This window comes from Salipiger sp., assembly GCF_048261495.1.
Classification (GTDB): Bacteria; Pseudomonadota; Alphaproteobacteria; order Rhodobacterales; family Rhodobacteraceae; genus Salipiger.
This window is the reverse complement of sequence record NZ_JBLXFX010000002.1, coordinates 526,078-538,986: the sequence shown is the minus strand read 5'-3', so window position 1 is coordinate 538,986 and position 12,909 is coordinate 526,078. Positions and strand designations below refer to the sequence as shown.

Sequence of the window (12,909 nt, the reverse complement as noted above, 5' to 3'; positions counted from 1 at the left end):
CTCCTCGATCATCAGAGAGCATTGCGGATGAAACATACTCGCGCGACCACTGCCGCGCGCAGGCCCTTCACGGGGCTGACCCGGCGCCAGGCGCTGGGAAGCGTTGCGGCCTGCATCGTGCTGGGGCAGGCCGGTTCCCTTTCCGCGCAGGATGCGCAGGGCACCCCTTTCAGCTTTGACGCGCTCACCACCGAGATGCGGCGCAGGGCGGGCGAAGATCACAAGGTGCCCGATCCTGTCGAAAGCCCGCTTCCCGAACTGGATTACGACGACTATCGCCATATCCAGTTCCGGCCCGCCAGCGCCCGCTGGCAGGGCGGTGCCGCGCCGTTCCAGCTTCACGCCTATCACCTCGGCTGGCTGTTCAAGGAGCCGGTGAAACTGTTCGAGGTCGATGACGGCCGCGCGGTGCCGATGCCCTTCAGCACCGACGATTTCCGTTATGGCGGCGACATCTCGGTGCCCGAGCATGTCGACCTGCCGGGCGTGGCCGGGTTCCGCCTCAACGCGCCGCTGAATGCGCCCGACCGCTATGACGAGGTCGTGTCCTTCCTCGGCGCCAGCTATTTCCGCGCCCTGGGCAAGCACAACGTCTATGGGCTCTCGGCGCGCGGGCTGGCGGTCAACACCGCCACCGGCGGCGACGAGGAATTCCCCCGCTTCAGCGCCTTCTGGCTGGAAAAGCCCGCCGAGGGGGCGGATCAGGTGGTGTTCTACGCCGCGCTGGAAAGCCCGTCCGTCACCGGCGCCTACCGCTTCGTGCTGGTGCCGGGCGAGGTCACGCGCATCGACGTCACCGCGCGGCTGTTCTTCCGCCGGGACGTGGCGCAGATCGGCATCGCGCCGCTCACTTCGATGTACCTGTTCGGACCGAACGACGAGGGTGGCTTCGACGATTACCGCCGCGCGGTGCACGACAGCGAATACCTGGTGCTGCAATCGGGCGGCGAAGCCTTTGTCCGCCCGCTCAACAACCCCTCGCGGCTGGCCAATTCCTATGTCGGGGCGAACGGTCCCAATTCCTTCGGTCTGGTCCAGCGCAGCCGCGACTTCGGCGACTATCTCGATGCAGGCGCGCATTACGAACGCCGCCCGTCGCTGGTGGTCGAGCCGGTGGGCAACTGGGGCCGCGGCAATGTCCGGCTGATCGAGATTCCCTCGGATCTGGAAGCCAACGACAACATCGTCGCCTTCTGGGTGCCGGAGGCGGAGGTCTCGGCCGGGGATGCGCTCGAGTTCGATTATCGCCTGCACTGGGGCATGCTGCCCCCCGGAAGCCGTCCCAAAACCGCCCGGGTTTTGCGCACGCTCGCCGGAAAAGGCGGCGTTGCGGGGGTGGAACAGGACAACGGTCGGCAAAAATTCGTCATCGACTTCGAAGGCGGAGCTTTGCCGGAACTCACCGCCGCGTCGGAGGTTGTGCCTCGCGTGAAAGCAGGCGGAGGCGAGGTGGCCGAAGTGGTGCTTGCGCGCATCGAAGGTTCGGATACATGGCGGCTCGTCATCGAGGTCGCCGCGGATTCGGGAGCCGTCGTCGAACTGCGTGCTGCCCTCTTCGAACAGGATCGCCGGCTGTCTGAAACCTGGCTCTATCAGTGGATTGTGGAATGAAGGATACCCTCGATACTCTCGCCCGGACACAGATGCCGGACACCGGAATCGACTGGGCGCCCCCCGTCGCGCCGCTGGACATGCCGGCGCAAGAACTGGAGCGCCCCGCAGGCCGGGGATCGCTGCTGATGCGCCTCGCGCCCTTCTTCTTCCCCGTTGCAAATGCCTGAGTTGCGGGAAACCCGGTCGCACGACCGGCTTGCGCCTGACGTCGCGCTGCGCCGGATCGGAGCGCTGGGTTTCGCCGCCGCCTGCGCGATCAGCGCCTCGGCCATCCTCGCGCAGGTCTCTGCCGAGGACGGCTTCGGCATATGGGACGGGATGCGGGTCGTGCTGATCTTCGTCACCACGGCCTGGCTGGCCTGGGGGGCGGCTCAGGCCTTTGTCGGGCTGCCGGCCCGGCGCCGCGCCGCGCTGCGCCCCGAGATGGTGCAGCCGCAGCCGCGCACCGTCGTGCTGCTGCCGATCTGCAACGAAGACCCCGTCGCCGCCTTCGCGCGGGTCGCGGCGATGGACCGGTCGATCGCGGCCGCCGGGATCACGGCGGATATCGCGGTGCTTTCCGACACCGGCAACCTCGACGCCGTGGCGCGCGAACAGGCCGCCTTCGCGCGCCTGCTGGACGTCACCGGCGGCACCGGGCGCATCTTCTACCGCAACCGCCGCGACAATCACGGCCGCAAGGCGGGCAATATCGAAAGCTTCGTGCGGGCCTCGGGCGGGGCCTACGAGCTTGCCGTCGTGCTCGACGCGGACAGCCTCATGGAAGGCGAGACCATCCGCATCCTGATCGCCCGGATGCAGGCGGACCCGAACCTCGGGCTGCTCCAGACCCTGCCCAAGGTCACGGGGGCCTCGTCCTTCTTCGCGCGGGCGCTGCAATTCTCCGCCGCCTTTCATTCCCCGGTCTTCGCCCGCGGGCTGGCCCGCTTGCAGGGGCGCACCGGCCCCTACTGGGGGCACAATGCCATCGTCCGGGTGCGCGCGCTTGCCGAGTGCTGCGGGCTGCCGCCGCTCACCGGGAAACCGCCCTTCGGCGGCACCATCCTCAGCCATGACTACGTTGAGGCCGCGCTGCTGGCCCGCGGCGGCTGGGGGGGCGAGGTCGACGAGACCATCGGCGGCTCCTTCGAGGAAGGCCCCGACAACATCACCTCCTACGCGCGGCGCGACCGCCGCTGGTGCCAGGGCAACCTGCAGCACATCCGCCTGCTGACCACGCCGGGGCTGAAACCCTGGAGCCGGGTGGTCTTCGTGCAGGGCATCCTCGCCTATCTCGTCTCGCTGCTCTGGGGCGGGTTCCTGCTGGCCTCGGTCGTGGCGACCGTCACCGCGCCGCCGCCGGACTACTTCCCGGAGCCGTTCCAGCTTTTCCCGGTCTTTCCCGACGACCGCACGCGCGAGATCATCGCGCTGGGGATCGGCATCGGCGGCCTGCTGCTGCTGCCCAAGCTTGCCATCCTCTTCGGCGCCATCTCCGAAGGCCGCACGCGCGGCTTCGGCGGCGCGCTGCGGGCCGGGGCCTCGGTCCTGGCCGAGATCCTCATCACCTCGGTCATCGCGCCGCTGATGCTGATGTACCAGACCCGCGCCGTGATCGAGGTCCTTTCGGGGCGCGACGGCGGCTGGCCCGCCAACCAGCGCGGCGAAGGCCGCCTGTCCTGGCGCGAGGGCTGGCAGGCCGGGCGCTGGATCGCGCTCTGGGGGGCGGCGCTGCTGCTTGCCACCGGCCATTTCGCCCCGGCGCTGTCGCTCTGGCTGATGCCGGTGAGCGTGCCGATGCTGTTCGCGCCGCTGCTCATCACCTGGACCTCGCGGCCCGTGGGGCAGGGCCTGTTCGCCGTGCCCGAAGAAACCGACCCGGCCCCGGTGATCCGGGCCTACCGGTCGCAGCTTGCCCGCTGGAGCGCCGCTCCCGAGGAGACAGCCCCCGAGAAGGAACCGGACCATGTCGCAGCCTGAGCGCAAACTGGTGAGCTTTCCCGGCGCCGCCGCCGTGCGCGGCCAGCGCGACCCGCGCATCGACGCCTTCCGCGGCGCGGCGCTGGTGATGATCCTCATCGACCACATCCCCGGCAACCCCTACGAGGCGCTCACCCTGCGCAATTTCGGCTTTTCCGACGCGGCGGAGGCGTTCTTCGTCATGTCCGGCGTCGCTGCCGGGATCGCCTATTCCGGCCGGATGGAGCGCTGGACCAACGGCGAGGGCAGCCTGCGCGAGGCGGTCACCCCGATCTGGCACCGCGCCTGGGTGCTCTACCTCGTGCAGATGGTGATGACGGTCGTCGTGCTGGCGATGTTCGCCATGGCGGCGAATGTCTTCCTGCGGCCCGAACTGCTGCAGATGCACAATATCTCGCGCATCTTCGACCAGACCGGTGCGGCGCTGACCGGGCTCGCGGCGCTGAGTTACCATATCGGCTACGTGAACATCCTGCCGACCTACATCGTTCTGCTGCTGCTCGCCCCGCTGGCGATCCGGGCCGGGCTAAGGGCACCCTGGCCGACGCTGGCGGTCTCGGCCTGCATCTGGTTCGTGGGCGGCTGGCTGCGGCTCAACGTGCCGAACTATCCCGGCGGCGGCGGCTGGTTCTTCAGCCCGTTCACCTGGCAGTTCATCTTCGTGCTCGGACTCACCATCGGCATCCGCCACCGCAGGGGAGAGCGGCTCGTCCCGGTGAACCGCCCGTTGTTCCTCGTCGCGGCCGGGTTCCTCGTGCTGGTGCTGGCGTGGAAGTTCATTCCGCCGTTCGGAGTCTGGATGAACAACAAGATGTGGCTGCTCGGCAAGCTCGGCGCGCCGGCCAACATCGTCACCCACGACAAGCCCTTCCTCGCCTTCCCGCGCCTGATCCATGCGGTCGCGCTGGTCTACGTGGTGTCCTGCCTGCCGCAGCTTCGCGACTGGTGCGCGCATCGCTTGGCCGCGCCGCTGCGGATGCTCGGGCGGCAGGGCCTCGCGGTGTTTGCCTGGGGCTCGGTTCTGGCGCTCGGCTGCCAGATCCTGCTCAAGGTCGAACCGGGCTCGGCCCTGTTGCCCTGGCTGCTGCCGCCGCTCGCGGTGCTGGCGATCTTCGGCGTCGCCGCCGTGCACGAGCGCAACCGGACCGCAAAGCGCACCGCGGCCACGCCGCCCGCGCGCACGACCGGGGGCCTCGTCGCCCGCGCCTGAGCCGGCCTTGCCCCTGCAACCCTTGGACAGGGGCGCCGCGTTCGATTACGGTTTCGTATCGGAACTGATGGTCGTGAAAGGATTGCGCGATGATGGGCAAGCTCGAGATGCTGCTGGCGCTGGCCAAGGCGCAGCATTTCGGCCGCGCGGCAGAGAGCCTGAACATCGCGCAGCCGACCCTGTCGACCGGCATCCGCCATCTCGAGGAACAGCTCGGCGTCAAGCTCGTCCGGCGCGGGTCGCGCTACGGCGGTCTGACCCCGGAGGGCGAGCGTGCGCTGATCTGGGCGCGCCGCATCGTCGGTGACACCCGCCGCCTGCGCGAGGACATGCGCGCCTCGCACGCGGGGCTGTCGGGGCATTTGCGGGTGGCGGTCATCCCCACCGCGCTGACCTGGGCCGCGCAACTTACCGCGCGCTTTTCCGCCCGCTATCCGAATGTGGGATTCACCGTGCTTTCAAGGTCTTCCGCCTCGATCCTCGAGCTTCTGGAAAACCTCGACGCGGATGCGGGCCTGACCTATCTCGACAATGAACCGCTCGGGCGGATGAGTTCGGTCCCGCTGCACCGCGAACGGTATTCGCTGCTCTGCCCGTCGGACCATGCGCTCGCCGCGCGCACCGAGGTGCGCTGGACCGAGATCGGCGCCCAGCGGCTCTGCCTGCTGACGCCGGACATGCAGAACCGCCGGATCATCAACCTCGGCTTTCTCGAAGCCGGGGTGTCGCCGGAGGCGCTGGTGGAATCGAACTCGACCATCGTGCTCGTCTCGAACGTGATCTACGGCGGCTTCGTCACCATCCTTCCCACCGACCTGGCCGAGTTCCTGGCCATCGGTCACGACCTTGCCACCGTGCCCATCGCCGATGGCGGGCCTGCGCCGACGGTCGGGCTCATCACCTTGCACCAGGACCCGCAGACACCGCTGGTCCAGGCGCTGATGCGCAGCGCGGCCGATCTGGCCCGGCCCGGCCTCGGGGCGCCATGAGACCGGCGCACTATTGACAGAACCGCCATGCTGCTGACTGATGGCCGGACCCGGATTTGACCGGTGCCGCAACGGCGCCGGACCGACAGGCAATATTTGAAAAAGGTATTGAGCGCATGCCCCTTTCCCCGGTGAACGGCACCCGGCTTCTCGCACCCGTGGGTGCAGGGTCCAACAATGGCGAAATCGTCGCGCTGCCCGGTGGCGGCTACATGGCGGTCTGGACCCACCTCGTCGCGGGCATTCCGGTTCCCGGGATCGCGGACAACCAGTTCACCGCGGTGATCGGCCGTGTGTTCAACGCCGACGGCACCCCGCGCGGCGGCGTGTTCGAGGTCAACACCTCGGTCAACGTCTCGGGGCAGGGCGATGCGGATATCGTCGTGCTCTCCAACGGCAACCTTGCGGTGTCCTGGACCGACGGGCCCGATCTCAGCAACGGGGTCGACGTGTCGGCCTGGGTCCGCATCCTGCGGCCGGACGGCACGCCGGTCACCGACCCGATCATGCTGGCGACGGAAACCCTCCGCGATCAGGACCTGACCGACCTCGCCCCCTACGGCAACGGCGGCTTCATCGCCACCTGGCAGGATGCCCGCGACCCCTGGACCAACACCACGAGCCCCTGGGTGGCGCAGATCTTCGACGCCTCGGGCAACCGCGTGGGGGCCGAATTCTACGTCGCGCCCGACAGCGCCAGCTGGCAGGGAGAATTGCTGAACCTCGGCAACGATCTCTTCGTGCTGAACGCCGAGATCGGTACGGTCTTCGAGCTCGGCGCGACGCATTCGGGCTACGGCGGGCTGCGCACCCCGGTGGTCAATCAACCGTTTACCGGCTTCGGGGATGCGCAGTCGGATACGATCAACCTCGGCAACGGCTCGGTCGGGTTCATCGAATCCACCGCGTCGGGGATCCGCGTGCGCATCCAGGCGCCGGTCGCATTCGCGACCACGGGCCCGGATTACGCCGATGGCACCCCCTATGCCGATCACCAGTACACCCTGCAGTTTTCGGGCGATGCCCCGATCCAGAACCTGCTTCTGGCCTGGCCGGACAATGCGCTGACCTTCACGCCGGTTTTGCCCTCGGTCGCGGCGACGGTGCTGCCCAACGGCAATATCGCGCTGGCCTGGTCGCAGACCACGGGCGGCACCGCGATAGATCCCGTCGTGTCGGTCTATGCGCAGATCCTCAGCCCCGAAGGGGTGATCCTGTCGGACGCGGTCATGGTGCAGGAGGGCGGGGTCTTTGCCGCCGCCACCCATCCGCCCTTCATCGCGGGCGGCATCGGCAACCAGATCTTTGTCGGCTGGACCGGCTACAGCGGCCGCAACGGTCCCGCGACGGCGGATCTCGAAGGCGGGGTCTTCGACATTCCGCTCAACGACTACTCGGCCAACACCGCGGGCGACGACACGATCCACGGCACCGACGGCAACGACACCCTCACCGGGCGGGCAGGGGCGGACGTGGTGTTCCTGTTCGACGGGGACGACCTCTACCGCCAGGGGGCCGACGGGATGGAGGATTACGTCTACGGCATGGCCGGCAACGACCGCTTCGTGGTCACCTCGCTGTCGGCGGGAACCTCGGGCTACGGGACGTTCTTCTACGGCGGGCCGGGCTATGACACCACCGATCTCAGCACCCTGTCGCAGGGGGTCTACTACGACCGCAACGGGAACGACAGCCACGCCCCCTTCACCGAGGAACTGATCGGCACGCTGTTCGACGACGTGCTCTACAGCGGCCTGGGCGAGGGGCTGCGCATCCATGCCGAGGCCGGCAATGACGAGATCAACTACGGGCGCTACGATTTCGCGGGCGAGATCGACGGCGGCACCGGCACCGACATCCTGACCACCTATCTCGACCGCAGCGATTTCGTGATCGAACGCGTGGGCGATCATTACGAGATGTACTACACCGGCTCCTTCAACGGCAGCACCCTGCCGGACGGATCTCCGCGCTATGTCGCGGTGCTGCGCAGCATCGAGGAGATCCATTTCCGGAACGGCGCCGACGTGATGACGCTCGAGACGACGGCGACGCGCGCCTCCGGGCGGGTCGGCACGCCGTCGCTGCCGCCTCCCGGCGCGCCGACCGAGGCGGCGGACAGCATCACCGGGACCTCCGGCGCGGACAGCATCGACCTGCTGGGCGGGAACGACACCTACGACGGGCTCGGGGGCAATGACTCGATCCTCGGCGGGGCGGGGGATGACAGCCTGACGGGCGGCGACGGCAACGACACGATCGACGGAGGCGCCGGGGGCGATTTCATCGACGGCGGAGCGGGCCGGGACGTGGTCAGTTACACCAGCGCCACGCGCTCGGTCCGGGTCGATCTCCAGAACACCCAGTTCATGTATGGCGATGCCGTTGGCGACACCTTTGCCAATGTCGAGGTCTTCCAGACCGGCGACACGGTGGACCAGCTGCGCGGCGATTCCGGGTCCAACGTGTTCTACACCGGCGGCCTGTCGGACCGCCTTTATGGCCGCGCGGGCAACGACTTCCTCTTCGGTCAGACCGGGGCGGATGCCTTCTACGGCGGGCTCGGGGCGGACACGATGACCGGCGGCCCGGACGAGGATCGCCGCGACCGCTACATCTACTTCAACATCGCGGAATCGGGTGTCGGGGCGGGCAATCGCGATGTCATCACCGATTTCGTCAGCGGCGAGGACCGGATCGAGATCCGCCGCTTCGACGCCGACACCACGCAGGGCAACAAGCAGTATTTCGACTTCGTCGGGGATGCGGGCCTGTCCGGCACGGCGGGCGAGCTGGCCTATGTGCACGAGGGCGGCAACACCATCGTGCAGGCCGACGTGGACGGCGACGGCCTCGCGGATTTCGAGATCGAACTGACCGGGGTCATGGACCTCACCGCGGACGATTTCCTGATCTGAGCGGGGTCAGGGCAGGGGCGCAGAGGCGAACCGCTGCCGGTAGGCGGTGGGCGCCTCGCCCCGCAGCACGCGGAACCGGCGCGAGAAATGCGGCGGGTCGTCATAGCCCAGGCGGTAGCCGATCTCGGCCACCGGCAGGCGGGTGAAGGCGAGCATCCGCGCCGCCTCCTCCATCACGTGCGCGTCGATGCAACCGCGCGCGCCGGTGCCGCGCGCGGCGCGGCAGATGCGGCTCAGGTGGCCGGTCGACACCCCCAGCGCGGCGGCGTAGTCGCCTGCCGTCCAGCCGTCCTTGCGATGGGTCTGCAACAGCGCGTCGAACCGGCTCAGCACGGCGCTTGCCGGGCCGGGCGGCGGGCCGCTCGCGCCGTGTTCGGCGATGCCGGAGAGGCAGGCGCGCGACAGCGACACCAGGAGCGGTGTCCGGAATGTGCCAGTTTGTCCGTAGGCCGCATCGAATTGCAGGAACAGCCCGGCCAGCAGGTCCGAGGCCGTGGCGAACATCGGCCGCGATAGCCGCTGCGCCAGCCCGCCCGAGGCGTCGAGCAGGGGCAGCACCACCGCCAGCGGCCAGGAGGCGACAAGCCCCTCGGTGCCATGGGAAAAGCGGAAGCCGTGCACGCATTGGGCAGGCATGTAGACGAAATCCCCCGGTGCCATCCGGTGACTCGCGCCGTCCAGCACCGCCTCGGCAGAGCCCGACAGCACCTGCACCGCCTGCACCATCCGGGCGTGGCGATGCGGCGGGATCGACCAGTCGTGACGCGGCGCGCGGTCGCCGATGCGTTCGCAATGCACCACGTCGGGAAAGGCCGAGGTTTCCCCGAACAACTGCCATGTGGGAATGTCGTGCAGCGCGCTCATGCACGGTTCGTACCAGAGTCCGCGCAGCGCGTCCATTCCGTGCCGGGTCCCCGGGGCCTAGTCTGGGGGTCCGGAACAGGAGGCAGGGGAGAGAGATGAACACCGAAGTCGCGATCATCGGAGCAGGTCCCGCCGGGCTGCTGCTGAGCCAGCTTCTGAACCGGGCCGGGGTGTCGACCGTGGTCCTGGAACGCCAGACCCGCGCCCATGTGCTGGCTCGCATCCGCGCCGGAATCCTGGAATGGAGCACGGTGGAACTGCTCCGCGCCGCCGGGGTCGACGTCCGCATGGAGCGCGAGGGCATTCCCCATGAGGGCTGTGTGCTGGCCTCGGGCGACACGCAGCTGCGCATCGACTTTCGCGCGCTCACCGGACGGCAGGTCATGGTCTACGGCCAGACCGAGGTGACCTCGGATCTCTACGAGGCGCAGGACGCCATGGGAACCGAGGTGCTGCACGGGGTCTCGGACATCGAAATCACCGATCTCGACGCCGCGCGCTCCGTGCTGCATTTCACCCACGAGGGCGCGCGCCGGAGGCTGAGCTGCCTGTTCGTCGCGGGCTGCGACGGCTTTCACGGGGTCAGCCGCCGCACCATTCCCGCCGACAGGCGCCGCGAGTTCGAGCGGGTCTATCCCTTCGGCTGGCTCGGCGTGCTGTCCGAGACGCCCCCGGTGCATCATGAGCTGATCTATTCCAACGCCCCGCGCGGTTTTGCGCTGGCGTCCCAGCGCAGCGAGACGCGGTCGCGCTACTACGTGCAGGTTCCGCTCACCGACAAGGCCGAGGACTGGTCCGACGAAGCCTTCTGGGACGAGCTGCGCCGCCGCCTTCCGGGCGAGGTCGCGGCGCGGCTGGTCACCGGCCCCTCGATCGAGAAAAGCATCGCGCCGCTGCGCAGTTTCGTCTCGGAGCCGATGCGCTGGGGGAACCTGTTCCTTGCCGGGGATGCGGCGCATATCGTGCCGCCGACCGGGGCCAAGGGGCTGAACCTTGCCGCGTCGGACGTCCACTACCTGCACCGGGCGCTGATCGACGCGGTCCGGGGCGACCGCGCGGGCATCGACAGCTATTCGGAGCGGGCGCTGCGCCGGGTCTGGAAGGCGATGCGGTTCTCCTGGGCCACCACGACGATGATGCACCGCTTCGAGGGCGAGGATTCCTTTGCCGAGGCCATGCGCCGCGCCACGCTCGACCACCTCGGGGCGTCGGAGACGGCACAGAAGGACTTCGCCGAGAACTATACCGGCCTGCCGTTCTGACGGTGGCCGGTCAGGCCCGGCTGTCGGGAAGCGAGATGTTGGCGACCTGTTCGGCGATGGGATCGGTGGAGAGCGGGTGCATCTCCATCGCGTAATCCTGCGGGTCGCGCATCGGCTCCCACTTGCCGCGGCGATAGACCTCGAGCGCGTCGAACTGCGCCTTGTAGCCCATCTTGGACGATCCCGGCACCCAGTAGCCGAGGTAGACATAGGGCAACCCGGTTTCCAGCGCGATGGCCACGTGGTCGAGGATCATCCAGGTCCCGAGGCTGGCGCGGTGCAGGTCGGGTTCGTAGAAGGAATAGACCATCGACACGCCGTCATCGAGCACGTCGGTGAGGCAGACCGCCTTGAGATCCCCGCCCTCGCCATCGGTGTATTCCACCACGCGAGAGCGGATCGGGGTTTCTTCGATCATCGCGGCGAATTCGAAGATGTCCATGTCCGCCATGCCGCCATCGGCGTGCCGGGCGTCGAGATAGCGGCGGAACAGCGCGTACTGATCCTCGGTCGCCCAGGGGCTCGACGCGCGGCGGCTGAGCCAGTCATTGCGCTTCAGCGTCCGCTTCTGGCTTTTCGAGGGGCGGAACCGGCGCACGTCGATCCGCGCCGACAGGCAGGCGGCGCAATCCGAACAGGACGGCCGGTAGAGCACGTTCTGCGAGCGCCGGAACCCCTGCTTGGACAGACCGTCGTTCAGCTTTTCGGCGGAATCCCCCTGCAGGGCGGTGAAAAGCTTCCGCTCCATCCGGCCGGGAAGATACGGGCAGGGCTGAGGAGCCGTCACATAGAATTGCGGCGTGAGGGGCAGGGAGTGGCGCATCGGGGTCCCGTCGGGCGTTGTCGAAGAAAACGTAACAACGAAAAGACAATCCGCCAACCCCCCCGAAAACGGGGAGGCAGCGGGTTTTTGCAAGGATGACGCGATTTTGTGCCCGGCGCCGGTATTGCCCGATCGGCGGGCGCGGCGGCCTCAGGCGCGGCGGTTCAACGCGACGGTGCCGAGCGCCATGTCGGTCAGGCTCTGCCCGCGCTCGGTGGCGAACATGCAGACGACGGAAACCAGTTGCAGCGGCAGGATCGAGATCGAGACCGCATAGCCGAGGGTGTGCAGGAAGGCCTGCGGCAGGCCGAGCCGCTGACCGCGCCAGTCGCGGAACTCGATCGCCATCAGCCGCATCCCCCAGGTCGCCGAGCCGGAGGCGATGGTGGTGACGCGGTAGGCAAAGCTGACCAGCATCCAGAGCGCGACGAAGACGAAGGCGCCGAGGAAGGCGGTGAACACCAGCGCCAGCATTACCAGCATGGCCACGATTATCGAATCGACCACCCAGGCCAGGCCGCGCTTGATCGCGACGGTCTCGTAAAAGGCGCTCTGGCGCTGCGGGTCCGGAAGCTGGTCGTAGATCTGGTCGGAATACATGGTCTCGCTCATCTGGGCGGGGTCCTTCGGGTCGGATATAACCATGGCCCCGCGCGGGGGCCATGGCGGTTGTCGGATCAGGCGTCTTCTTTTTCGTCCTGCTCGATGTCGCGCGCCTTGCGGGCACGGTCGTCCATGAACTGATCGAATTCGGCCTTGTCACGGGCTTCGCGCAGACGCTGGAGGAAATCCTCGAAGCTCTTCTGCTCGTCCTCGAGGCGGCGCAGCGTGTCGGCCTTGTAGGCGTCGAAGGCGCTGTTGCCGCTCGGGCGCATGGCGTTGAAGCCGTGCTGGAAGGCCTGGTGACGGTGGTTCCGGGTGCGGCAGGATTTTCCGAACATGCGATTGCTCCAGATCATGTAGAAGAGAAGGGCAAGGCCCACGGGCCAGAAGAAGACGAAGCCGAGGACCGTCGCCACGAGCCAGGCGGGCTTGCCGCGCTGGTCGAGCCAGGCTTCGGCACGCCTCAGCCAGCCGGGGTTGGCGGGTCGGGCTTCGTAATGGGCGGCGGCGGTCATGGATATGTCTCCCGATGTCTCTCGTTGCGTATGTGAATGTCTTTCACATTGGAGAGATCGGGATTGCCCGGCAAAGCTTCAAGGGGTGATGTGAAGGTTTTTTACATTTTCCGCCGGACAGGCCTTTCACGGTGGCCGGGGGCGATCCCCGC

Annotated in this window: 11 protein-coding genes; 7 read left to right on the top strand and 4 right to left on the bottom strand. The window is 68.0% G+C overall.

Going from position 1 to position 12,909, the window contains the following annotated elements; translation table 11 throughout:
• The first annotated feature begins 27 nt into the window (after positions 1-27).
• The 6 genes from ACN0RJ_RS06075 to ACN0RJ_RS06050 all read left to right on the top strand — a co-directional run bounded on the left by ACN0RJ_RS06075 (position 28) and on the right by ACN0RJ_RS06050 (position 8,690).
• A complete protein-coding gene (locus ACN0RJ_RS06075; protein ID WP_417723704.1) occupies positions 28-1,611 on the top strand; it encodes a glucan biosynthesis protein in 1,584 nt (527 codons plus the stop codon).
• Between the two features lie 32 nt (positions 1,612-1,643).
• Positions 1,644-1,781 (top strand): hypothetical protein, encoded by a 138-nt coding sequence (locus tag ACN0RJ_RS06070; protein WP_417723703.1) that lies wholly within the window; start codon positions 1,644-1,646, stop codon positions 1,779-1,781.
• Positions 1,774-3,573, top strand: coding sequence for a glucans biosynthesis glucosyltransferase MdoH (gene mdoH, locus ACN0RJ_RS06065; RefSeq protein ID WP_417723702.1), 1,800 nt, complete (start codon positions 1,774-1,776; stop codon positions 3,571-3,573). Before ACN0RJ_RS06070 ends, mdoH begins: the two co-directional genes overlap by 8 nt.
• Positions 3,560-4,783 carry an OpgC family protein gene (locus tag ACN0RJ_RS06060; RefSeq protein WP_417723701.1) on the top strand — a complete coding sequence of 408 codons (1,224 nt, stop codon included), beginning with the start codon at positions 3,560-3,562 and terminating at the stop codon, positions 4,781-4,783. Before mdoH ends, ACN0RJ_RS06060 begins: the two co-directional genes overlap by 14 nt.
• Positions 4,784-4,872: 89 nt before the next feature.
• The gene (locus ACN0RJ_RS06055; RefSeq protein WP_417721969.1) at positions 4,873-5,772 is read left to right on the top strand and encodes a LysR family transcriptional regulator; all 900 of its coding nucleotides are present in this window, start codon (positions 4,873-4,875) and stop codon (positions 5,770-5,772) included.
• A gap of 116 nt (positions 5,773-5,888) precedes the next feature.
• Complete coding sequence (locus tag ACN0RJ_RS06050) at positions 5,889-8,690, top strand: calcium-binding protein (RefSeq protein WP_417723700.1); 2,802 nt, start codon at positions 5,889-5,891, stop codon at positions 8,688-8,690.
• Between the two features lie 6 nt (positions 8,691-8,696).
• Here the strand turns inward: ACN0RJ_RS06050 and ACN0RJ_RS06045 are convergent, their stop codons facing one another.
• Positions 8,697-9,554, bottom strand: coding sequence for a helix-turn-helix domain-containing protein (locus ACN0RJ_RS06045; RefSeq protein ID WP_417723699.1), 858 nt, complete (start codon positions 9,552-9,554; stop codon positions 8,697-8,699).
• Positions 9,555-9,649: 95 nt separating this feature from the next.
• Here ACN0RJ_RS06045 and pobA point away from each other — a divergent pair, with 95 nt between their 5' ends.
• Positions 9,650-10,816: a 4-hydroxybenzoate 3-monooxygenase gene (pobA, locus tag ACN0RJ_RS06040; protein ID WP_417723698.1), complete on the top strand. Its 1,167-nt coding sequence runs from the start codon at positions 9,650-9,652 to the stop codon at positions 10,814-10,816.
• 10 nt (positions 10,817-10,826) lie between these two features.
• On the opposite strand, the gene ACN0RJ_RS06035 is transcribed toward pobA, so the two are convergent.
• The 3 genes from ACN0RJ_RS06035 to ACN0RJ_RS06025 form a co-directional block, all read right to left on the bottom strand.
• A complete protein-coding gene (locus ACN0RJ_RS06035) occupies positions 10,827-11,639 on the bottom strand; it encodes an arginyltransferase (protein WP_417721161.1) in 813 nt (270 codons plus the stop codon).
• A gap of 150 nt (positions 11,640-11,789) precedes the next feature.
• Positions 11,790-12,239 (bottom strand): RDD family protein, encoded by a 450-nt coding sequence (locus ACN0RJ_RS06030; protein ID WP_417723768.1) that lies wholly within the window; start codon positions 12,237-12,239, stop codon positions 11,790-11,792.
• A gap of 77 nt (positions 12,240-12,316) precedes the next feature.
• Positions 12,317-12,757: a DUF2852 domain-containing protein gene (locus ACN0RJ_RS06025; protein ID WP_417721162.1), complete on the bottom strand. Its 441-nt coding sequence runs from the start codon at positions 12,755-12,757 to the stop codon at positions 12,317-12,319.
• Between the last annotated feature and the right edge of the window lie 152 nt (positions 12,758-12,909).

Excerpts from the sequence above, each read along its gene's own strand:
- ACN0RJ_RS06025 (WP_417721162.1), bottom strand. The coding sequence starts at position 12,757 with ATGACCGCCGCCGCCCATTACGAAGCCCGACCCGCCAACCCCGGCTGG.
- ACN0RJ_RS06055 (WP_417721969.1), top strand. The coding sequence starts at position 4,873 with ATGATGGGCAAGCTCGAGATGCTGCTGGCGCTGGCCAAGGCGCAGCAT.
- mdoH (WP_417723702.1), top strand. The coding sequence starts at position 1,774 with ATGCCTGAGTTGCGGGAAACCCGGTCGCACGACCGGCTTGCGCCTGAC.
- ACN0RJ_RS06050 (WP_417723700.1), top strand. The coding sequence starts at position 5,889 with ATGCCCCTTTCCCCGGTGAACGGCACCCGGCTTCTCGCACCCGTGGGT.
- ACN0RJ_RS06045 (WP_417723699.1), bottom strand. The coding sequence starts at position 9,554 with ATGAGCGCGCTGCACGACATTCCCACATGGCAGTTGTTCGGGGAAACC.
- pobA (WP_417723698.1), top strand. The coding sequence starts at position 9,650 with ATGAACACCGAAGTCGCGATCATCGGAGCAGGTCCCGCCGGGCTGCTG.
- ACN0RJ_RS06070 (WP_417723703.1), top strand. The coding sequence starts at position 1,644 with ATGCCGGACACCGGAATCGACTGGGCGCCCCCCGTCGCGCCGCTGGAC.
- ACN0RJ_RS06030 (WP_417723768.1), bottom strand. The coding sequence starts at position 12,239 with ATGTATTCCGACCAGATCTACGACCAGCTTCCGGACCCGCAGCGCCAG.
- ACN0RJ_RS06060 (WP_417723701.1), top strand. The coding sequence starts at position 3,560 with ATGTCGCAGCCTGAGCGCAAACTGGTGAGCTTTCCCGGCGCCGCCGCC.
- ACN0RJ_RS06075 (WP_417723704.1), top strand. The coding sequence starts at position 28 with ATGAAACATACTCGCGCGACCACTGCCGCGCGCAGGCCCTTCACGGGG.
- ACN0RJ_RS06035 (WP_417721161.1), bottom strand. The coding sequence starts at position 11,639 with ATGCGCCACTCCCTGCCCCTCACGCCGCAATTCTATGTGACGGCTCCT.